Source organism: Streptomyces sp. SAJ15, assembly GCF_007595705.1.
Classification (GTDB): domain Bacteria; phylum Actinomycetota; class Actinomycetes; order Streptomycetales; family Streptomycetaceae; genus Streptomyces.
Genome location: NZ_NISY01000014.1, coordinates 101,515 through 122,265, shown reverse-complemented (window position 1 = coordinate 122,265; position 20,751 = coordinate 101,515). Strand labels below are relative to the sequence as shown.

The window sequence follows — 20,751 nt, the reverse complement described above, 5'->3', positions numbered from 1 at the left end:
AGGAGTCACTCCTCCTCGCTGTCCTCCGCGTTACGGAACGGGACGGTGACGCTGATCATCACGCCCGGCTTCCGGTTCTCCTCGTCACCCATCAGCGGGTCGTTCTGGATGATGTCCTTCTGCACGGCTGCTACCCCCTCTCCACAGGTCGGCCGGCGGTGCCGGCGTCGGTGGTGCGTTCGTCGGGAGGGCCGTCGGTGCGGCCACCGGGCTCGCCGGTGGCACGGTCACCGGTGACGCCGGTGGCATGGCCGCTCCCGTCGCCCCCGCGCCCTCGGCCGCGGGTGGTCGGGTGCTCCTCTCGCCGTGGGCCGCGCAGCCCTCGGCCGAGGAAGGTCATCGCGCGGCGCAGCACCGCGATGTGCTCGCCGCCGAGGTAGCCGTCGTGGCCGGTGTCCAGCCACATCGCCTCGTGCGGGACGCCGGCCGCGGTGAGCGCCGACAGATAGCTCCGGATCTGTCCGGGTGGGCACTTGGCGTCCCGGGTGCCCGCCACCACCAGCAGGGGCGCGCGGACGCGGGCCGCGTACCGGAGGGGCGAGCTGCGGGCGTAGCGCTCGGGCACCTCCTCGGGCGTGCCCCCGAACAGCGCCTCGTCCAGGGCGCGCAGGGCGGGGGTGCCGAGGCGGTGGGCCAGCGCGCAGTCGGCCACCGGCTTGACCGCCACCCCGGCCTGCCAGAGCTCCGGGCGGGTGCCCAGGGCGAGCAGCACCAGGTAGCCGCCCCAGGAGGTGCCCCACAGTCCCACCGCGTCGGGTCGGACCAGCCCGCGGCGGAGCAGCTCGGCGCGGACCGCGGCGAGGTCGGCGACCTGGGTGAGCCCCACGCCTTCCCGGTAGGCGTCGCGCCAGCGCGGCCCGTAGCCGGTGGACCCCCGGTAGTTGACGCGCGCGACCGCGTATCCGGACGCGACCAGCGAGTGCGCCATCGGGTCGTAGGCGTCCCGGTCGTGGTCGGCGGGCCCGCCGTGCACCAGGAAGACCAGGGGCGGCCGCGTCCCGTCGGTGTCGGGCAGACCGAGCAGGGTGTGCATCGGCCCGTCGGCGCCCTCGGTCCACAGCTCGGTGTGCCGGCCCGGCACCCGGCCGGCCGGGGTGCCGACGGTCGGCAGCCGGGTCCGGCCCGTGGAGCGGAGCCGGGGCGGGGTGGCCGAGTCGGTCCAGAGGTAGTGGACCTCGTCATCGCCGCGCGGTGCGGCGTCCAGCACGGTGCCGGCCGGCACCGGGATCGGCACCCGGGTACGCCGTAGGAGGTCGACGGCGAACAGGCGGCTGCGGCCCCATCGGTCCTGCCGGACCAGCACCCGTCCGCCGCCCGGGTACCAGCGGGCGGTGATCTCGGTGTCGAACGCGCACCACGCGTGTGTCTCCGGGCCGGCGCCGGGACTCCAGGTGGCGAGGGCGTAACCGTCGCCGTGCTCACGGACGAGCAGCAGTTCGGACGTGGCCCGGCGGGTCGGCGGGGAGGTGGCGTGGTGGGGCGAGGACGCGGAGACGGGACGGCCATCGGGGGGCGGGTCGCCCGACGGCCGAGCGTCGGCCGGGGCGAAGCCGAGTGACCAGATCCGGCCGCGCCGGCCGGAGAGCCGCGCCAGCGGGGTGCCGTCGGTCCGGTACACCGTGACCGCCCGCGGTCCGGCCGCGGTGGTGGTGACGGCGATCAGCTCGCCGTTCGCGGAGAGACCGGCGAGGACGGCGGGGCCGGCGACCCGCAGCACCCGGCGGGCGGAGCGGCCCGGTACGCCCAGGTACACGCTCAGGCCCTCGGCGTCGCCCAGGCCGACGGCGACCGTGCCGTCGGCGGCCGAGGCCAGGCCGCGCGGGGTGCCCGGGGGTACGCCCGGCAGGGCCGGCCGGTCCGGTCCGCCCAGGAACGGCTGGCGGCGCCAGCCGCCGACGCCGTCGCGGTCCTCGTCGAACCACCAGATGGCGGCGTCGGCTCCGATGGCGCAGTGCAGCGTGCCGTACGGCCGGTCGGTGACCTGGCGGGCGCGGCCGGTCCGGCCGTTCCAGGCGAAGATCTCGCACCGTCCGCCCGCGTCGCCGGTAAGGGCCATGAGCGCCGGATCGGTGGGACAGACCTCGGGGAGCTCGGCCCGGTAGATCGCGAACCGGGGCCCGTCGCCGCCGGTCGGCTCCGCGGTGGAGGCCGGGGCGCTCATGCGGCCCTGCCCGGTAGGGAGCCGGCGAGGGCCGCCCGGGTGGTCCGCGCGGCGACCGCGGCCAGCAGCACCGCGCAGCCGGCGCTGGTCGCGGCCGGGCCGAAGCCGTCGGCGCACGCCCCGGCCACGATGGGCGCGAGCGCCGCCGCGGCACCGGCGGCGGTGGCGAGGGCCGTGCCGGTGCGGGCCTGAAGGTGCGGCGGTGTCACCGCCACGGCGTGCGCCTGGAGCACCACGGTGACGACCGCGGTCAGCAGCGACAGCGCGCCGAACAGCACCCCGTACGCCCAGAGTCGGTCGGTCAGGGCGAGGCCCGCCGCGATCGGCACCATGAGCCAGGACACCGTCACCAGGCCGGCGGCCGGGGAGAGTCCGCGCGCCAGCCGGGGAGCGGCCAGCGACCCGACCAGCCCGGCGCCGCCCGCGCAGGAGAGCGCCAGTCCCAGGGCCGAGGCGTGTGTCCCGTCGCCGCCGACGCGGAAGACGACGCTGTAGTAGAGGCCGCCCAGGGCGCCGCCCACGGCCGTGGTCCACAGCAACACCAGCCGGAGGAACGGGGTGTCGAGGGCCAGCCGCAGCCCCGCGCCGACCTCGGTCGCGGTGGCGCGCCAGGCGGTCCGGGGTGGCCCCGCCGACGCCTCCGTCCCGCCGTCCGGACTCGGGTCGGGGCTCGGGTCGGGGCCGGAGACGGGGGCGGGTGCGGGGGTCAGCTTGGATCGCATGCGGCGTACGCACACCGCGGCGACGAGATACGAGACGGCGTCCGCCAGGAACGGCAGCCAGCGGAACCACTGGTAGAGCCAGCCGCCGAGGACCGGGCCGGCCACCAGGGCACCCTGTTCGCCGGCCTGGAGTCGGGAGACCACCCGGGGGTAGTCGGCCCGGGGGGCGACGGCCGCCACCGTCCCACTGGCGGCGGCCTCCTGACAGGAGGTCGCGAAGCGCTCCACCACGAGCGCGGTGAGCACATGGGCCCAGACGACGTGCCCCAACGCTGCCGCCGCGGCGACCGATCCCATCGCCATGGCGGACACGGTGGCCGACCAGACCATCACCCGCTTGCGGGCGCCGCGGTCCGCCAGCACCGCGGCGTAGGGGGCCAGGAGGAGTCCGGCCCCCAGGGAGGCGCCGGTGATCAGTCCGATCGCGGCCGGTGACTGCCCGAGCGACAGCAGGAAGACGGGCAGCACCAGCCCGGAGATCTGCGTGCCCAGGGCGTCGGTGGTGTTCGCCCACCAGTACAGCCGCACGTCCCCGCCGGAGGCGGGCCGCGACGGCGTCGCCGCGGCGGAACCGTCCTCGCCCACCGTGGAGAGGGCCGCGGAGTCGCCGGACTCCCCCTGCCCTCCCGCAGCGGCCGCCATCACCGGCCCCGGCGCGACACCCGCTTCTCAGGACGTGTGGGTGGTGGACCAGCCGCCGTACTCCGCGGCGGGCACATCGGGGATAAGGCTCCGCGTCTGCGTGCGTCGCTTCTTCGTTCCACTCCGGCCCCCTGTCGAGCGCATCCCCTGTGAGAGTCCCGAAGATCGGCGATCGTCGGTGATACAGCAGTGAAGGAAATGTGCGTCAAGTGAAACTCCGGCGGAGTCTAGCCAGGGGGTAACCCGCCGACAAGACTCCGCGCACACGCCGCGCGGAGACCGTGCGCAGCCGACCGCACACGCCGCGGCGGGGACCGCGCACAGCCGGCCGCACACACCGCGCGGGGACCGTGCGCAGCCGACCGCCACCCGCACCCGTCACCTCCGTGCCCCCGACCCATCAGCGGCTCGGGGGCGCGGCCGGTGCTCCTCCGCTAGGCCCGGAACGCCTCCGGGCGCTCCGGCGACGCGGCGGCCAGGGCCTCGGTGACGCCCTCGACTCCGGCCCGCAGGCCGTAGACGGGGGTGTCGGGCTGCTGGCGCCAGGACTCGTCGATGCCGCCGGAGTCCACCGAGTCGAAGCCGAGTTCGTCGATGAGGTCGCGGACCGCCTGCTTGGCCGTCTCGTCGTCTCCGGCGACCGGCAGCGCGATGCGCTCCGGGTCCCCCTTGGGGCGCGGCCTCTCCAGGATGTCCTGGGCGTAGGTCCCGTTGAACGCCTTGACGACGGGGTGGCCGAGGTGCCGCTCGGTCCAGCGACTCTCCGTCAGCCCCTCCTCGATCGCGGCGATCCTGCCGTCGCGCTCCTTGGGGTAGTAGTTGCCGGTGTCGATGACGGCGACGCCGTCCGCGGCCCCGTCGAGCAGGCCCTTCGGAAGGTCGGGGATGTTCTTCAGCGGGATCGTGACCACCACGATCCGCGCCCCGCGCGCCGCCTCGGCCACGGTGACGGGGGTGGCGCCGGTCTCCTCGGCGAGCGCGCTCAGGGTCTGCGGGCCCCGCGAGTTGGCCACGGACACGTCGTGGCCGAGCGCGGTGAGTCGCCGGGTCAGATTGCCGCCGATGTTGCCTGCGCCGATGATGCCGATCTTCATGAGGTGTCGGTCCTTCCCGAGCTCTCGGTGATGTCGCGTCCGGGGGCGCGCCGTCCCGGCCACGTGATCGACAACCCCCCGGTCCGGCTCCTTGTTCCCGCCGCTGCCCTCTTCCTTCGGCCGCCCTCGGGCAGGCAACGGGCAGACCGGCTCGTCGCCGGCGACCGGTCGGCCCGGAGGGCCTGGCGACACCCGGGCCGGTCGGCCCCTCTCGATGCCCCTTCCGGCCCTGGGGCCGGGACGCCCCGGGGTGGATGCTGAGGGAGAGGCGGATCGGGAACCCCCCGACCACGGCGGGCGATCGCCCCGGACGGCTGCCGTCCGGCGCGGTCCACGACCTGCCGGGCGGGCCCAGACCGAGGAGGCGACGCGTGATCACAAGGTCCGGAGTCTTCGGCGCGATGTCGGAGGAGTACTACGGGCGGCTGACGGCTCTGGCCCACGAGGTGTCGTTCCCCGGGGGAGAGCGGATCTTCGAGGAGGGCGGCGACGCCGACCGCTTCTGGATCGTCCGCACCGGAACGGTCGCGCTCGACCTGCGCATCCCCGGCCGACGCGCCGCGGTCGTCGAGACCGTCGGGCCGGGCGAGCTGCTGGGCTGGTCCTGGCTGATCCCGCCCCGCCGCTGGCATCTCGGGGCGGAGGCGGGCACGCCGGTACGCGCCTACGCGTTCGACGCGGCGGAGGTCCGCGCCCTGTGTGCGAAGGATCCCGGATTGGACCACGCGGTGTGCACCCACGCGGCCGCGGTGGTCGCGCGCCGACTCAGGGCCTCCCGGACCCGGCTGCTGGACCTGCTCACCGAGCACGGCGGTCCGGGCGGGATGCCGCGATGGGTGGTGCCGTGAGCCGCGCCGCGGCACCGCCGTGGTCTCCGGCCGACCGATGAGCGGTCTCGCCCCTCGATGAGGGGTTCTTCGATACCAATGGGGGGAAGCAGGTCCGCCTGACCACCCATCAGCCCTTGCCGGCCCTGACCACGCGTCAGCCCTTGTGGTCGGAGCCCGGGGTGTCCCCTTCCGGATCCCCTTGCGGGCCGGCTGGGCCGTCGGCGCACCGGGTGATCGCCAGAACGGCCATGTCGTCGTCGCGCGGCCCGCCGGTCCAGTGCTCCACGTCGCTCACCAGGGTCCCGATCAGCTCCTCCGGCCGCTGGAACGGGCCCCGGCCGGAGAGCCGGGACGCCGGATCGTAGAAGTTCCCGGTGCGGTCACGGGCCTCCGTCACGCCGTCGGTGACCAGGAGGAGCGTGGCCTCGACCGGGAACGGCCAGGTCTGGGGGGCCGCCTGCGGCACGCCCAGGACGCTCATGCCCAGCGGAAGGCCCGGCTCGTGCGGCTCCAGGGTCGACAGGGCGCGCCCCGCCAGGAGATAGGGCGAGGGATGGCCGCAGTTCAGCAGGGACACCCGATCGGCGCCGGCTGGGATCTCACCGAGCAGCGCCGTGACGAAGCCCTCCATCTGGATGAGGTGCTCGCTCCGTGCGGCCTCCCGTACGAGTGCGCGCTCCAGGTGTTCCGCCAGCACCGTCAGTTCGGGCGCCCGCTCCGCGGCCTCCCGGAAGGTGCCGAGCAGCACCGAGACCACGCTGACCGCGCCCAGGCCCTTCCCCCGCACGTCCGCGATCATCAACCGGGTGCCGTACGGCGTGTCGTGCACGGCGTACGCGTCGCCACCGATCAACGCCTCGATCTGCGCGGCCTTGTAGACGGCCGCGACGGCCAGCGGGCCGACCCGCGCCGGCGGCACCGGCAGCAGCGCCCGCTGGGCGGCCTCCGCGACGGAGCGCACCACCTCCAGGCGGCGCCCATGGCGGGCGATCACCCGGTTCACGCCGATGCCCACGAGTGCGGTGAACACCGCGTTGGCCAGGGTGAGCGTGCCGACGATGTGGCCGACGTAGCCGTCCTTGACCGCGAGGGCCAGCTCGATGAGGACGACGGCGACTCCCGTCAGGATCGTGTGTCGGAGCGAGAGCAGCGCCCCCGCCAGCACGACGGCGGCGGCCAGCATCGGGTCGCCCCAGTACTCCCGCGGCGACAGCGCGTTCCAGACGGTCCCGCACACGATCAGCGCGGCGGGCGCGAACGAGACGTATCGGGGCCACCGCGTGACGAGTGGATCCATCCGCACCCCGCTCTACCGTGTGGGCCGTCGTCTGCGACCGATGCCGAATCCGCCGAACAGCGATCATATGCACCCATACCGGGGAGCTCGGGGAGCGCACCGCCCGACCCCGACATCCACCCTGAATCGCACGAGGCAGCACCGCCACGACCGCCCGTCCGGACCTCACTCCCGAATTCCTACGACCGGTTTTCACGAAACACTGGCGCCGTCAGCGATCTAGCTTGCTAGGATGCTAGCATCGCCTCATGGGCGATGAGGAAGTCAAACAGTTCAACGTGTACCTGCCGATCGGGCTGATCAAGCAGGTCAAGTACCGCGCCATCGAGTCGGGCATGTCGTTGTCGGCGTTGGTCGCCGAAGCACTGCGGGCCTACCTCGACGACGCCCATGGCGAAGAGCAGCAGTCGACCGAGAAGGAGAACTGACATGGCAACCGCGGGGATCGAGGCCGTATTCCTGACCACCCACAACTGGGGCAAGGCGGCGAAGTTCTTCCAGACGCTGGGCTACGAGTTGGAGTTCTCGACCGACCACAACTCCGGCCAGCTCCGCAACGGCGACGGGCCGTACGTCTTCATCGCCGAGGTCCCCGAGGACCAGGAGCCCCAGACGCGGCTCGTGATGAAGGTGCCGGACGCGGAGGTGTTCGGTCCCGACCCGGCCGTCGAGGTGGTCACGCCGTTCGAGGAGACGCATTACGGGACCAGGGAGATGACCGTCCGCGACCCCGACGGGCGACTGTGGAGCCTTCAGGCGCCCGCCGGAAACTGACCACGACACACAAAGACGCAACAGACAACACAGCACGACACATAAGACGCAACAGACCACACAGGGGGAAACACCATGGCACACGAGCAGACCGAGGCGCCGGACAACACCGCGGTGCGGACCGCCCTCTGGCGGGCCACGCACGTCCAGGTCGACTCGCCGCCGCATGTGCTCGAAGACGAGATCGGCCTGCGGCTGGCGGCTCCCGAGGGGGACTGGCGCCGCCGCCCCGACACGGACCCGCGAACCACCGGGGGATTCCGGGCGGCCATCGTGGCCCGCGCCCGTCTCATCGAGGACCTGATCGCCGAGCAGGCGGACCGCGGCGTCACCCAGTACGTCATCCTCGGGGCCGGCCTGGACACCTTCGCCCAGCGCAGGCCGGAGATCGCCTCCCGCCTCCGGGTCTTCGAGATCGACCAGCCCGGCCCGCAGGCGTGGAAGCGCAGGCGTCTGGTCGAACTCGGCTACGGCGTCCCCGACTGGCTGCACCTGGTGCCGGTCGACTTCGAGGCGAGCGAGGACTGGCTGAAGCAGTTGACCGCCGCCGGCTTCGACGCCGACCAGCCGGCGGTCATCGTCTCCACCGGCGTCACCATGTACCTCACCAAGGACGCCACCGCGGCCACCCTGCGCCAGATCGCCGGGCTGGCGCCCGGCTCGACGCTCGCCATGACCTATCTGCTGCCGATCGAACTCGTCGACGAGGCCGATCGCCCCGGCCTTCGGGCGAGCGCGGCCGGCGCGCGGGCCTCCGGAACGCCGTTCATCAGCTTCTACACCCCGCCCGAGATGCTGGCACTGGCCCGCGAAGCCGGCTTCGACGACGTTCGACATGTGTCGGGGACGTCGCTCGCCGACCGCTACTTCGCCGACCGCACCGACGGCCTCCGTCCCTCAAGCGGAGAGGACCTGCTGCTCGCCACCACCTGACCGCTCCCCCGCCGGCACGGCGATGCCGGCGGGTCCGGTCGACGGGGGGGGCGACACGACCGGCGTGGCCTCAGCCGATGGACCGGTAGAAGGGGCCGTCGGGCGCGAAGTTGCGTGAGCACACCGTGACGTCACGGCCCTGGAGATAGGCCAGCATCCAGGCGCCGAACGTCATGTCGTGTTCCTCGTAGGTCCCTTCGTCATGCTCGACGACACCCACGCGCCAGTCCCCACCCTCGGTGGCGGGTATCCGGAAGAACACCGTCTCACCCGAGGAACCGCTCCCCCACGGGAGCAGTTCCCCCGGGGCGGATCCCACCGGGTGCGGCGGCGCGAGCTCTTCGGGGACGTCGGCCCATGCCTCGATGTCCGCCTTGATGGCGCGTCCGAGGTCGCCGTGCTGGGCGCCCGGATGCCCGAACCACAGCTGGTCGTTGACGAGGACGGGCCCGTAGGCGTCCACGAAGGCGCGGTAGTCCGCGGGGAACCGCACGCCGAGCTCGGCCTCCAGCGCGCGCCACGGCTCGGGGTCCGACCAGTGGAACCGGGGCTCGCCGAGCAGTGCGGTGATCTCGGCCAAGACGGTCATACGCCCCCCATGATCGTTGGTGTGGTCCGCGCCGAGGGTACAGGCCGACACGCCGCAGGCGATCACCGTGGCCCGGTGGTTCGGTCCCCCGGGACCGCCGCGGGCCGACCCGCCTCCGCCGGTGCGTCCGCGAGGCCGAGGCGGAGGTGCTCGACGTGGTGGACGGCCTGGTCGAGCAGTTCCGCGACGTGGTCGTCGTAGAGGGCGTAGATCACCGAGCGGCCCTGGCGGGTGCCGGTGACCAGCCCCAGGTTGCGCAGCAGCCGCAGTTGGTGGGAGCAGGCGGACTGCTCCATGCCGACCTCGGCGGCCAGCTCGGTGGCGGCGAGGGGCCCCTCGCGCAGGCGCGCCAGGATCAGCAGCCGGGACGGGGTGGACAGGGCCTGGAGCGTGGTGGCGACCTGTTGCGCGGTGTGCGGCGTCAGGTGGGTGCGCGGCGTTGCGCTGTCCGCGGTCTTGGGTTTCGCTCCATGGCCCATGCCGCCATCCTACGGAGCCCTAATACATGAATAGATGTTCATGTGGTCCTGTATGGTGCCGTCATCGGATCCCGCCGTGCGCGAAGGGCTGCTCTCACCATGGCCACCACCCCGTTCACCCGCACCCGGCCGACGGTCGCGCGGCGCGTCGCCCTCCGTCGGCGGACGCGGGTCTTCGACCTGCCGGAGGCCAGATGGGCCGCGGCGGCGACCGCCCTGTTCCTGACCGCCCTACCGCCGCACCTGCTCGGCGCGCCCGCCTGGGTATGGGCCCCGCTCTACGCGCTCACCTACCTCGCGGGCGGCTGGGAGCCAGGCTGGGAGGGCCTGAAGGCCCTCCGGGACAGGACCCTCGACGTGGACCTGTTGATGGTCGTGGCCGCCCTGGGCGCGGCGGCGATCGGGCAGGTGCTGGACGGCGCCCTGCTGATCGTCATCTTCGCCACCTCCGGCGCGCTGGAGGCGGTCGCCACCGCCCGCACCGCGGACTCCGTCCGCGGGCTGCTCGATCTGGCGCCCGCCACCGCGACCCGGCTGGCGGACGACGGCAGCGAGGAGGTGGTCCCCACCGGGCGGCTACGGATCGGCGACACGGTGCTCGTGCGGCCGGGCGAGCGGATCGGTGCCGACGGCCGCGTCCTGGACGGCGGCAGCGACGTCGACCAGGCGACCATCACCGGCGAACCGCTGCCGGTGGCCAAGCGGTCCGGGGACGAGGTCTTCGCCGGAACCGTGAACGGCGCCGGAGCCCTGTGGATCAAGGTGGAGCGCGACCCCGCCGACTCGGTGCTCGCCCGGATCGTGGCCTTGGTCGAGGAGGCGTCCGCGACCAAGGCCCCCACGCAGTTGTTCATCGAGAAGGTCGAACAGCGCTACAGCCTCGGCATGGTGGCCGCGACCCTCGCCCTGTTCATCGTGCCCCTGCTGTACGGCGCCGACCTCCACTCCACGCTGCTGCGGGCGATGACCTTCATGATCGTCGCCTCGCCGTGCGCGGTGGTGCTCGCCACCATGCCCCCGCTGCTGTCGGCGATGGCGAACGCCGGCCGCCACGGCGTGCTGGTCAAGTCCGCCGTGGTCATGGAGCGCCTCGCGCAGGTGAACCATGTGGCCCTGGACAAGACCGGCACGCTCACCGAGGGCGCCCCGCAGGTCACCGAGGTCCGCCCGCTGACCGTCCCCGGCCTCTCGGAGGACGAGCTGCTGGCGCTGGCCGCGGCCGCCGAGCACCCCAGCGAACACCCGCTCGCCCGGGCCGTGGTGGACGCCGCCCGCGCCCGCGGCCTGGACGTCCCGGTCGCCTCCGACTTCGTCTCGACCCCCGGCAGCGGGGTGACCGCCACCGTCATGGGCCGCACGGTGGCGGTCGGCAGCCCCGCCACGCTGCTGCCGGACCGCGCCGACCACCGCGCCGCCGCCCGGGCGGTGGCCCGCCTGGAGGACGAGGGTCGCACCGCCGTCCTGGTCACGGTGGACGGTGCCCCGGCCGGCGTGGTCGGCGTCGCCGACCGGCTGCGGGGCGAGGCCGCCGCCGCGGTCGGCGCCCTGACCGAACTGACCGGTGCCAGCCCGCTGCTGGTCACCGGCGACAATCCGCGGGCGGCCTCCCGCCTCGCCGGCGAGGTCGGCATCACGGAGGTGCGCGCCGGACTGCTGCCCCAGGACAAGGTCGCCGCCGTACGCGAACTGGAGGCTGACGGCCGCAGGGTCCTCATGGTCGGCGACGGCGTCAACGACGCCCCCGCGCTGGCCGCCGCGCACACCGGCATCGCCATGGGCCGCGTCGGGTCCGACCTCGCCCTGGAGACCGCCGACGCCGTGGTGGTGCGCGACGAACTCGCCGCCATCCCCGCCGTCGTCCGACTGTCCCGCCGCGCCCGCACGCTGGTGGTGCAGAACCTCGTCATCGCCGGCGCGTTCATCACCGGTCTGGTCGTCTGGGACCTGGCCGGCACCCTGCCGCTGCCGCTCGGCGTCGCCGGGCACGAGGGCTCCACCGTCATCGTGGGACTCAACGGACTGCGCCTGCTCACCGAGTCCGCGTGGCGCGGCTCCGGACCCCGCTCGGAGCCGTAGACCCCGAGGGCCTTCGCGGCCGAGGACGCGGACGCGGGCTCACGCCCCGGCCTTCTGCGTCGGCTTCGCCAGGGGTCGTGTCAGGCCCCGGACTCCCGTTCCGCGCAGCGGCCCGGGCGGGCGTAGACGATCACCGTGATGCCGTGCGCCCGTCCGCTGGCGCACTCCTCGTAGTGCGCCGCCAGCACCGCGCGCTTCGCCCGGCCCTCGGCCGTGTCGTCCGTGGACCGGTAGCGGACGTCGCGCAGCACGACGATCCGGTCGGCGGACAGCATCCGGGCGGGTAGGCGCGCGGCGGTGAGCTCGATCCCGTGCAGGGTGCCGGAGGCGGTCGGGGTCTGATCGAGCGCCAGGTCGTTCAGTCCCCGGTAGTGGTCGGGGTGGGACAGCAGCGACTCGCGGCGGTCGGCCGGCATGAAGAGCACGCCGTCGCCGGGCGCGGCCAGTTCCCGTACGACGCGGGCGGCGCCGGCCGGGTCGTCGAGATGGCCCTGTGGGCCGCGCAGTTGCGACCAGGTGGGCAGCAGCGCGGCGAGCACCGCCACGGCCACGGCGCACGCGCAGACCACGGCCGGCCGGCCGCGGCGCCTCGCGGTACGGGCCAGCCAGTCGACGCCGGCGCCCAGCGCCAGGGCGAGCCCGAGGTAGGAGTAGACGACGTAGCGGTGCGCGTAGAGCGGGTGGACCACCGCCGAGAGCATCAGCAGGGTCGACGGCAGGACCAGCAGCGGCAGCGCCACGGTCCACAGTCGGACCGGGCCGCGGCGGGCGGGTCCGGGCGCGGCGGCACATCCGGCGGCCACCACCGTCAGGACGGCCAACCGCACCATCTCGAACGGCTCCGCGGGCTTGATCCACGACACCGCGTCGGACTGGTGCTCGCTGATGACCACCAGCGGGACCAACGGGACCAGCACGCAGCCGGCCGCCACCGCCCACGCCCGCCGGACCGCGCCCGGCACCCGGGCCAGCGACAGCGTGACGCCATGGGCGACGACGGCGAGCACCGCGAACTCGTGCAGCAGACAGGCGACCACGGCGACCGCCGCGTAGCCCGCCCAGGCCCGCTTGTCCCGCCGGTCGACCGCGCGGAGCAGCAGGTACGTGGACCAGGCGACGGTCGCGCAGACCAGCGCGTACGACCGCCCCTCCTGCGCGAACTGCTGTGTGGTGGGGATCAGCGGGAAGACCAGCCCGGCCGCCAGGCCGACCCCCGGGCCGGCCAGCCGCCGGCCGATCAGCGCGACCGCTCCGGCCGCCGCCGTCATCGCCAGCACCGAGGGCAGCCGCAGGGCCGCGAGCCCGCCGTCCCAGACCGCGTACACGGCGTGCATCAGCAGGTAGTACAGGCCGTGCACCGCGTCGATGTTTCCCAGCACCTGCCAGATCTCGGCCAGGTCGCGATGGGCCATCTGGTAGGTCGTCGACTCGTCGCGCCCCATGCTCCCCTGGTGGCGGACGCCCCACAGCCCGAGGGCGAGCATCAGCGCCATGGGGGCCAGGACGACGGCCGCCGCGCGGATCGACCGGCCGGGTGGGCGCGCGGCCGACCGGAACGGGAGCGGTCCCGGGGTGCGGGTCGCGGCGGCGGGGCCGGCCGGGGGCTCGCCGGTCGTGGTGCGGGCGGCCGTCACTCGACGGGCCGTGACGGCAGCCGTGGCCGAGTGGCCCCTGTCGTCGCGCGGCGCCCAGCCGCCCCGGTAGGTGGCGTCACCGCCGCGGCGGTCGATGCGGTACTCGACCACCACATCACCCTTTCACTAATTAGATAGTGGAATGATGATCTGAGCCAACAAGGCGCTATGTCAAGGAGAATGATGTTTCGCCAGTTAGCGGACTGGATCACCACCGCCATCGAGCCCTGGATCCTGCGCGGCGCACTCGACCTGGAGCGCACCGCGCACGGCGTGCTGCCGCACCGACTGCCGGCAGCGGCCCGCGAACAGATCCCCGACCCGTCCCTCGGTACGGCGAACGGGCGCGGCGACGGAGCCGCGGGACGGTGCGCGCGGTACCGGATACTGGAGGCATGAACCGCACCACCTCCGCTCCACCACCGGCCGCGGCCTCGTCCGCGTATCCGGTGTCCGACGTCGCCGCCTATCTGAGCGGGTGGTGGACGGTGGAGCGCGCCGTGGTCGATCTGGCCTCGGGCGCGAGCGGTCGCTTCCACGGCACGGCGGAGTTCCGCCCGGCCGACGACGGCTCGTGTGTGCTGCACATCGAGGAGGGCGAGCTGACGTGGGCGGGGACGACGCGCCGGGCGAGCCGGACCCTCCGACTGATCCCCCACCCGGACGGCACCGCGGAGGTGGCCTTCGCCGACGGTCGCCCCTTCCACGTGCTCGACCTGCGGGGCGGCCACTGGGCCGCCCGGCACCTGTGCTCGGCCGATCGGTACGACGGCGACTTCACCGCCGTCTCGCCCGACGAGTGGCGTCTGCGCTGGCATGCCGTCGGCCCCTCCAAGGACCAGCGGATGGAGTCCACCTACCGCCGCGGAGGCCCGGGGTGCCCGCCCGACCGCGCCGCCGACGGGGCGCGCGGTTGCGACGCCCGCGGTTCGGTCACAGGGTGGAACGTGTAGCCTCCGACCGAGGAAAGCGAGGCGACGACCGTGCCTCGATCGTCAGACGGGCTCCGGGTGGTGGTCGTCGGGGCCACGGGCAACGTGGGTACCAGCGTCGTCCGCGAGCTGGGCCGGGACCCGGCCGTCGGGTCGATCGTGGGCATCGCCCGCCGGCGACCCCGCTGGCACCCGCCGAAGACCACCTGGGTGAGCGCGGACATCGGGTCCGACCCCGGCGTCGACTTCGTCGCCCACTTCCGCGGCGCCGACGCCGTCGTCCACCTCGCCTGGCTGCTCCAGCCCAGCCGCGACCCCCTGGTGACCTGGCGAACCAATGTGCTCGGCAGCTACGAGGTGTTCGCGGCCGTCGCCGCGGCCGGGGTGAGCACCCTCGTCTACGCCTCCTCCGTGGGCGCCTACTCCCCGGGACCCAAGAGCCGTACGGTCGACGAGTCGTGGCCCACCCACGGCTGGCCCGAGGCGTCCTACTGCCGGGAGAAGTCCTATCTGGAGCGGGCCCTGGACACCTACGAGTTGCACCACCCCGGGATCCGCGTCGTACGGATGCGTCCCGCGTTCCTGTTCAAGAAGGAGTCCGCGACCGAACAGTGCCGGCTCTTCGCGGGCCCCCTGGTGCCCGGACGTCTGGTCCGTCCCGGCCTGCTGCCCGTCGTCCCGGACCTGCCCGGACTCGTCTTCCAGGCCCTGCACACGGACGACGCCGCCCGCGCCTACCGGCTCGCCGTCACCCGCCCCGTCCAGGGCGCGTTCAACCTGGCCGCCGACCCTCCCGTGACCGCGGACGTCCTGGCCGAGGTGCTCGCGGCGCGTCCGGTACGGCTGCCGGCCCGACCGGTGCGCGCCGCGCTCTCCGCGGCCTGGCGGCTCCGCGCCGTCCCCACCTCGCCGTACCTCTTCGACGCCGTGCTGCGGCTGCCTCTCATGGACACCCGGCGGGCCCGGGACGAGCTGGGCTGGCAGCCCGAACACTCCTCCGTGGAAGCCCTCCAGGATCTGCTGGCCGGTCTGCGGGAGAGTGCCGCCGTCGACACCCCACCGCTGGTCGCCGGCCCCCGGTACTGACGACGATCCGCGGCGGCCCAGCCCGGCCAGGGCCGCCGACGCGCTCCCCCGTCTGGAGGGGTTCGCGGCGCGGCCGGCTCACCCGGCGGCTCCGCCGCCGCCTCCCTGGCCGGGGAGGGCCTGGTGCACGATGACGTTCCCGCCCTGGACCGCGAAGACCTGTCCGCCGTCCTTGGCCACGTTGTTCTGCACCCAGGTGCGCTCCGCGGCGGGCAGTCGCTCCCGGATCTCCTCGACCAGCTCGCGTAGTTCGTCGGCGGCGTCCGGGTGCTGGTCCAGCAGCGACTCCAGCTCCAGCAACCACAGCGGGAGCAGGGTCTGGCGTACCCGCTCGGCGTCGTCCGCCCGTGCGACCAGTGCCGCGTTGTTGTCCAACTGGGCCTCGATGGCGGACTGTCCGTCCTCGCCCCGGCGGCGGAACAGCCGCGTCACCCCACCGCGCGCGGCCAGCCAGGAGTCGGTGGCCATGGCCCCGACCACCGTGGTGCCGCCGGCCAGTATCAGTTCCTCCAGCATCGTCTCCCCCGCCCTACGCTCTCTCGACGCTCTCCGGTACGGACATGGTCCCTCGCAAGATCGAATTCTTTCACCAACGGCCCTCGGTGCGGCGCGATCGGGTCAGGGCGCGAGGCGGTCCAGCTCCTCGCCGATCGCCTCGCGCACGGCGCGGTGCCGGGGGCCGAACGCATACCGCTCGTCGGTCCAGTTCTCGCGCGGATAGAGCCACACCGGCCGGCCGACGAGTTCGGCCGGCTCCCAGGCGAACCGCGGCCACACGTGCGCGTGCAGGAACGGGTCGGTGTTGCCCAGGATCTCCAGGTTGACCCGCCGGAAGTCGGGGTCCAGCCGGGTGCAGGCACGCTCGACGGCCTCGCCCAGCCGGTCCATGTCGGCGAGGAAGGCCAGCCGCTTCCGTCGGGGAAGCTCCGACAGTCGGTGGACGGTGGGGTCGTCGACCAGCAGCACCGAGTATCCGGGGAGGAACTGGACGTCCCCGATCACCGCGAATCCCGCTTCCAACCTCCGCAGCACCGAGGGGTTCTCACCCCGGAGCGCGCTGCCGATCCGGTCCTTCCGCCAGTCTTCCGTCATGGTGGGGGACTGTACACACCGACGTGAGACGACTTCCCTTCGCACGCGTCGGGCCCACCGAGGAGGGGCGGCTCCGCCGCACCGCGCGTTCGGTCGTCGCGTGTCCCAACTCACCATCGCAATGGTGAACTCGGCTCTCCGCGGCCCGCGTCGCCCTCTACGCTGATCCCTGCAGCTGGTTCGCCCCGTCCGCCAGGCGGGACGCGTCGTAAGAGGGAACCCGGTGGAAGTCCGGGACTGCCCCGCAGCGGTGAGCGGGAACGACCGCCGTCATACGCACTGGGCCCGGCCGGGCCTGGGAAGCGACGGCCAGTAGGAGCCTCGTACGACACGAGGCGCGCCCGCGAGTCCGAAGACCTGCCACTGCCCGCGCGCGAACGGTCGTGCGTGGACACCCCGGTGACCTCGAGGGCGGGTCGGCGTACACACCAGGCGGATGATCGCGCCGCGCCGCGCGGGGTCGATCCGTCCGGTTCCGTCACCCCTTCGCGTCCTCGTCCCGTCGCCGGGATCTCAGGGAAGCATCTCGCGAAGGAGATTTCCGTGACAGCGAAGCCCGCAGCCGCGGCAGCACGGGCCACCGTGTACGGCTACCCCCGGCAGGGCCGGAACCGGGAGCTGAAGAGGGCCGTCGAGGGCTACTGGAAGGGTCGCGTCACCGCCGACGCCCTCCGGGCCACCGCCGCCGAACTGCGCCGCTCCCACTGGCGGGAGCTGGCCGCGACCGGCATCCACGAGGTTCCGACCGGCGACTTCTCGTACTACGACCACGTCCTGGACACCAGCGTCATGGTCGGCGCCATCCCCGACCGCCACCGCGCCGCCGTGGCGGCGGACCACCTGGACGGCTACTTCGCCATGGCTCGCGGCACCCAGAACGTGGCGCCGCTGGAGATGACCAAGTGGTTCGACACCAACTACCACTATCTGGTCCCGGAGTTGGGCCCCGACACGGTGTTCGCGGCGGACGCCTCCCGGCAGGTCGCCGAGCTTCGGGAGGCGCTCGCCCTGGGCCTCACCCCCCGGCCCGTGCTCGTCGGTCCGGTGACCTATCTGCTGCTCGCCAAGCCGGCGCCGGGCGTGGCCGCGGACTTCGAGCCGCTGACGCTCCTCGACCGACTGCTCCCGGTCTACGCCGAGGTCCTCGCCGAACTGCGGGCGGCGGGAGCCGAGTGGGCGCAGCTCGACGAGCCCGCCCTGGTCCAGGACCGCACACCGGCCGAGCTGAACGCCGCCGCACGCGCCTACCGCGACCTCGGTGCGCTCCCCGACCGACCGAAGCTGCTGGTCGCCTCGTACTTCGACCGGCTCGGGGAGGCGCTGCCGGTGCTGGCCAAGGCCCCCGTGGAGGGGCTCGCCCTCGACTTCACGGAGGCCGCGGCCGGCAACCTGGACGCGCTCGCCGCCGTCGGCGGGCTGCCCGGGAAGCGGCTGGTCGCCGGCGTCGTCAACGGCCGCAACGTCTGGGTCGACGACCTGGGGAAGTCGCTCGCCACCCTCGGCACCCTGCTCGGCCTGGCCGACCGGGTCGACGTGGCCGCCTCCTGCTCGCTGCTCCATGTGCCCCTGGACGCGGCCGTGGAACGGGACATCGATCCGCAGATCCTGCGCTGGCTCGCCTTCGCCCGTCAGAAGAGCGCCGAGGTCGTCACCCTGGCCAAGGGCCTGGCACACGGCGTGGGCGCCGTCTCCGCCGAACTGGCCGCCAACCGGGCGGACCTGGCGTCGCGCGCCGGCTCGCCCATCACCCGGGACCCCGTCGTCCGGGCCCGCACCGGCGCCGTCGAGGACGCCGACGCCCGCCGGTCCCAGCCGTACGCCGAGCGGGCGGCCGCACAGCGCGCCCACCTCCGGCTGCCGCTGCTGCCGACCACCACCATCGGCTCCTTCCCGCAGACGGACGACGTGCGCACCGCGCGGGCGGCCCTGCGGGCGGCCCGGATCGACACGGCCGAGTACGAGGAGCGCGTCAAGGCCGAGATCCGGGAGGTGATCTCCTTCCAGGAGAAGGCGGGCCTGGACGTCCTGGTGCACGGCGAGACCGAACGCAACGACATGGTGCAGTACTTCGCCGAGCGGCTCACCGGCTACCTCGCCACGCAGCACGGCTGGGTCCAGTCCTACGGCACCCGGTACGTCCGCCCGCCGATCCTCGCCGGTGACATCTCGCGGCCCGAACCGATGACGGTGCGCTGGACGACGTACGCCCAGTCCCTCACCGACCGGCCGGTCAAGGGCATGCTGACCGGCCCGGTGACCATGCTCGCCTGGTCCTTCGTCCGCGACGACCAGCCACGCGCCGAGACCGCGCGGCAGGTCGCCCTCGCCCTGCGCGACGAGGTCGACGCCCTGGAGGCCGCCGGGACGTCGGTGATCCAGGTGGACGAACCGGCGCTGCGCGAGACCCTGCCGCTGCGCGCCGCCGACCGCCCGGCGTACCTGGCGTGGGCGACGGAGGCGTTCCGGCTGACGACCGGCGGGGTGCGCCCGGACACCCAGATCCACACCCATATGTGCTACGCCGAGTTCGGCGACATCGTCCAGGCCATCGACGACCTCGACGCGGACGTCATCAGCCTGGAGGCCGCCCGTTCCCGTATGCAGGTCGCCCGCGAGCTGGCCGCCCACGGCTACCCGCGCGAGGCCGGACCCGGCGTGTACGACATCCACTCGCCACGCGTGCCGAGCGCGGAGGAGGCCGCGGCCCTGCTGCGCACCGGGCTGCGGGCCATCCCGGCCGAGCGGCTGTGGGTGAACCCCGACTGCGGCCTGAAGACCCGCGGCTGGTCGGAGACCCGTACGTCCCTGGAGAACCTGGTCGCCGCGGCCCGCACGGTCCGTACGGAGCTGTCCGGGACCTGACGGCACCGCGCGGAACGGGACCGGCGGCCGCGGAGAAGCCGGGAGGTTCGTAGCCGCCGGGGCACCGTGGGGGTCGGGAGGTTCGTCGCCGCCCGGGGCACCGTGGGGGTCGGGAGGGCGCGCCGCGCGCCCTCCCGGCTCACCTCCGCCACGCCGGCCGTATACCGACGAGGCGTAGCGCCGGGGACCGCGCGCGGCCGGGGGTGTCGACGCGGCGGGCTACGGCCGGGTGGTCGGCGCCAGGATCATGCCCACCAGGTGGTCCAGCGCCCCGCCCGCGCGGGGGTCCTCCAACCGCGCCTCGGGGGCGACCTCGGGCGAGGTCCGGCGCAGTTCGAGCCAGCCGAGGTAGGCGGCGTAGGAGGCCAGGGCCCGGTGACGGGCGTCCGGGGAGGCGAAGCCCAGGTCGCCGAAGATCTCGGTCAGGAAGTCGAGGCGGGTGCGGTTGACCCGGGCCACCACGGCGGCGATGGCCGGGTGGGACGCCTGGGCGACCAGCGCCGGTTCGAGGCCGGCGATCTCCTCGCTGCCCAGCGCCTCGGCGAAGAGCGCGCGGGCCCGCACCTGGGGGTCGGTCACGTCGCGGAGGGCGGCGATGACGTCGGTCGTCGCGCGGCGCTCCCAGGTCTCCAACGCGGCCACGAGCAGGGCGTCGCGGTTCTCGAAGTGCCAGTAGAAGCTGCCGCGGGTGACGTCGAGCTCCCGGGCGAGCGCGTCCACCGCCACCGCGGCGACCCCGCCCCGGGCCAGCGCGCCGAGCGCCGCCATCGTCCAGTCGTCCCGGCTGACTCTCCCCTTGGCCATGTTCCATACAGTACTGTACGGAACATCCATACAGGCATGTACGGAAAGCGGGGAGGCAACGCGATGAACGTCAGGTCGATCGCAGACGGCGGCGAGGCGGTCGGTGCGAGCACGGCGGACACGGCCGACGCGCCGGACACGGCGGACACGGGGTCCGGGGTCGCCCCGGACTGGACCGTGCGCGTCGCCACGACGGCGGCCACCGGGGCACTGCTCGCGGCGGGGGTGCTGCACGTGGTGTGGGTGTTCTCGCCGTGGCCGCTGAAGTCGTGGGCCGAGTTCGCGGCGACGATCGGAGGAGTCGACGAGTCACAACGCCCGTCCGGTCCTGAGACGTTCGCGGTGGCGGGGCTGCTGGGCACCGCCGCGGGGTTGGTCCTGACCGGCTCCCGCCCGACGTCGAACCGGTGGGCCCGCTCCTGGCCGGTGCGCGCCGGGATGTGGACGGTCGCCGGTGCCCTCAGCGCCCGCGGCCTCGGCGGCCTCGCCGTCTCGGGCCTCCGCCTGGGCGATGTGCCCGCCGTGTTCCGGCACTGGGACCTGCGCGTCTACTCCCCGATCTGTGTCACCCTCGGCGGGCTCACCGGATACGTGGCGCTGCGCACCCGACGCCGCCGCCGCGCCGTCTGACCGGCGAGGGGCCGAGGGGCCGAGGGGCCGAGGGCATCATCCCCCTGGCCCCCTCAGCCGAGGAAGGAGCGGTCGCCGCGGCGGAACGAGCTTGCCCGAGCGCCCGTGATCCGC

The 20,751-nt window shown here is 74.0% G+C and carries 20 protein-coding genes and 1 riboswitch; of the genes, 10 read left to right on the top strand and 10 right to left on the bottom strand.

All coding sequences use genetic code 11. The annotated features are described in order from the left end of the window. Positions 1 to 130: 130 nt before the first annotated feature. From CD790_RS28390 to CD790_RS28380, 3 genes are all read right to left on the bottom strand, one after another. Positions 131 to 2,161 carry an alpha/beta fold hydrolase gene (locus CD790_RS28390; RefSeq protein ID WP_222108313.1) on the bottom strand — a complete coding sequence of 677 codons (2,031 nt, stop codon included), beginning with the start codon at positions 2,159 to 2,161 and terminating at the stop codon, positions 131 to 133. Continuing rightward, entirely contained in the window at positions 2,158 to 3,525 is a 1,368-nt protein-coding gene (locus tag CD790_RS28385) for an MFS transporter (RefSeq protein ID WP_144386216.1), read from the bottom strand. Before CD790_RS28385 ends, CD790_RS28390 begins: the two co-directional genes overlap by 4 nt. 434 nt (positions 3,526 to 3,959) lie before the next feature. Further along, entirely contained in the window at positions 3,960 to 4,682 is a 723-nt protein-coding gene (locus CD790_RS28380) for an NADPH-dependent F420 reductase (RefSeq protein ID WP_260867954.1), read from the bottom strand. Positions 4,683 to 4,993: 311 nt separating this feature from the next. Here CD790_RS28380 and CD790_RS28375 point away from each other — a divergent pair, with 311 nt between their 5' ends. Continuing rightward, the gene (locus CD790_RS28375; RefSeq protein ID WP_399218369.1) at positions 4,994 to 5,467 is read left to right on the top strand and encodes a Crp/Fnr family transcriptional regulator; all 474 of its coding nucleotides are present in this window, start codon (positions 4,994 to 4,996) and stop codon (positions 5,465 to 5,467) included. A gap of 136 nt (positions 5,468 to 5,603) precedes the next feature. Here the strand turns inward: CD790_RS28375 and CD790_RS28370 are convergent, their stop codons facing one another. Beyond that, positions 5,604 to 6,746 carry a PP2C family protein-serine/threonine phosphatase gene (locus CD790_RS28370; protein ID WP_144386214.1) on the bottom strand — a complete coding sequence of 381 codons (1,143 nt, stop codon included), beginning with the start codon at positions 6,744 to 6,746 and terminating at the stop codon, positions 5,604 to 5,606. Between the two features lie 248 nt (positions 6,747 to 6,994). Here CD790_RS28370 and CD790_RS28365 point away from each other — a divergent pair, with 248 nt between their 5' ends. From CD790_RS28365 to CD790_RS28355, 3 genes are all read left to right on the top strand, one after another. Then, a complete protein-coding gene (locus CD790_RS28365; protein ID WP_144386213.1) occupies positions 6,995 to 7,174 on the top strand; it encodes a CopG family transcriptional regulator in 180 nt (59 codons plus the stop codon). Between the two features lies 1 nt (position 7,175). After that, positions 7,176 to 7,520, top strand: coding sequence for a glyoxalase/bleomycin resistance/extradiol dioxygenase family protein (locus tag CD790_RS28360; protein WP_144386212.1), 345 nt, complete (start codon positions 7,176 to 7,178; stop codon positions 7,518 to 7,520). 75 nt (positions 7,521 to 7,595) lie between these two features. Continuing rightward, positions 7,596 to 8,453 (top strand): class I SAM-dependent methyltransferase, encoded by an 858-nt coding sequence (locus tag CD790_RS28355; RefSeq protein WP_144386211.1) that lies wholly within the window; start codon positions 7,596 to 7,598, stop codon positions 8,451 to 8,453. Positions 8,454 to 8,523: 70 nt separating this feature from the next. On the opposite strand, the gene CD790_RS28350 is transcribed toward CD790_RS28355, so the two are convergent. Together CD790_RS28350 and CD790_RS28345 are read right to left on the bottom strand one after the other, a co-directional pair. Further along, the gene (locus tag CD790_RS28350; RefSeq protein ID WP_144386210.1) at positions 8,524 to 9,042 is read right to left on the bottom strand and encodes an SMI1/KNR4 family protein; all 519 of its coding nucleotides are present in this window, start codon (positions 9,040 to 9,042) and stop codon (positions 8,524 to 8,526) included. Positions 9,043 to 9,104: 62 nt separating this feature from the next. Beyond that, positions 9,105 to 9,521 carry a helix-turn-helix transcriptional regulator gene (locus CD790_RS28345; protein WP_144386209.1) on the bottom strand — a complete coding sequence of 139 codons (417 nt, stop codon included), beginning with the start codon at positions 9,519 to 9,521 and terminating at the stop codon, positions 9,105 to 9,107. 99 nt (positions 9,522 to 9,620) lie between these two features. Between CD790_RS28345 and CD790_RS28340 the strand changes: the two genes are divergently transcribed. Continuing rightward, complete coding sequence (locus CD790_RS28340) at positions 9,621 to 11,597, top strand: heavy metal translocating P-type ATPase (protein ID WP_144386208.1); 1,977 nt, start codon at positions 9,621 to 9,623, stop codon at positions 11,595 to 11,597. Between the two features lie 80 nt (positions 11,598 to 11,677). Here CD790_RS28340 and CD790_RS28335 read toward each other — a convergent pair whose 3' ends face one another. Next, on the bottom strand, positions 11,678 to 13,342 hold the full coding sequence (locus tag CD790_RS28335) for a glycosyltransferase family 39 protein (protein ID WP_260867953.1): 1,665 nt from the start codon (positions 13,340 to 13,342) through the stop codon (positions 11,678 to 11,680). A 72-nt stretch (positions 13,343 to 13,414) separates the two neighbouring features. Between CD790_RS28335 and CD790_RS37020 the strand changes: the two genes are divergently transcribed. Genes CD790_RS37020 through CD790_RS28320 form a run of 3 tightly spaced genes read left to right on the top strand, consistent with a single transcriptional unit; the run spans position 13,415 to position 15,249 of the window. Continuing rightward, complete coding sequence (locus CD790_RS37020) at positions 13,415 to 13,630, top strand: hypothetical protein (RefSeq protein ID WP_399218360.1); 216 nt, start codon at positions 13,415 to 13,417, stop codon at positions 13,628 to 13,630. Beyond that, entirely contained in the window at positions 13,627 to 14,184 is a 558-nt protein-coding gene (locus CD790_RS28325; RefSeq protein WP_222108312.1) for a DUF6314 family protein, read from the top strand. The genes CD790_RS37020 and CD790_RS28325 overlap by 4 nt, the downstream gene beginning before the upstream one ends. A gap of 30 nt (positions 14,185 to 14,214) precedes the next feature. Beyond that, positions 14,215 to 15,249: an NAD-dependent epimerase/dehydratase family protein gene (locus CD790_RS28320; RefSeq protein WP_260867952.1), complete on the top strand. Its 1,035-nt coding sequence runs from the start codon at positions 14,215 to 14,217 to the stop codon at positions 15,247 to 15,249. 78 nt (positions 15,250 to 15,327) lie between these two features. Here the strand turns inward: CD790_RS28320 and CD790_RS28315 are convergent, their stop codons facing one another. Together CD790_RS28315 and CD790_RS28310 are read right to left on the bottom strand one after the other, a co-directional pair. After that, positions 15,328 to 15,765, bottom strand: a complete 438-nt coding sequence (locus CD790_RS28315; protein ID WP_144386207.1) for a hypothetical protein — start codon at positions 15,763 to 15,765, stop codon at positions 15,328 to 15,330. Between the two features lie 102 nt (positions 15,766 to 15,867). After that, complete coding sequence (locus CD790_RS28310) at positions 15,868 to 16,341, bottom strand: HIT family protein (protein WP_144386206.1); 474 nt, start codon at positions 16,339 to 16,341, stop codon at positions 15,868 to 15,870. Positions 16,342 to 16,500: 159 nt separating this feature from the next. Beyond that, a riboswitch (cobalamin riboswitch) is annotated at positions 16,501 to 16,721 on the top strand. 163 nt (positions 16,722 to 16,884) lie between these two features. Here CD790_RS28310 and metE point away from each other — a divergent pair. Continuing rightward, positions 16,885 to 19,203, top strand: coding sequence for a 5-methyltetrahydropteroyltriglutamate--homocysteine S-methyltransferase (gene metE, locus CD790_RS28305; RefSeq protein WP_144386205.1), 2,319 nt, complete (start codon positions 16,885 to 16,887; stop codon positions 19,201 to 19,203). Positions 19,204 to 19,422: 219 nt separating this feature from the next. On the opposite strand, the gene CD790_RS28300 is transcribed toward metE, so the two are convergent. Further along, entirely contained in the window at positions 19,423 to 20,007 is a 585-nt protein-coding gene (locus CD790_RS28300; protein ID WP_144386204.1) for a TetR/AcrR family transcriptional regulator, read from the bottom strand. A 63-nt stretch (positions 20,008 to 20,070) separates the two neighbouring features. On the opposite strand from CD790_RS28300, the gene CD790_RS28295 reads away from it, so the two are divergent. Continuing rightward, positions 20,071 to 20,637, top strand: a complete 567-nt coding sequence (locus CD790_RS28295) for a DUF3995 domain-containing protein (protein ID WP_186319280.1) — start codon at positions 20,071 to 20,073, stop codon at positions 20,635 to 20,637. The last annotated feature ends 114 nt before the right edge of the window (positions 20,638 to 20,751 follow it).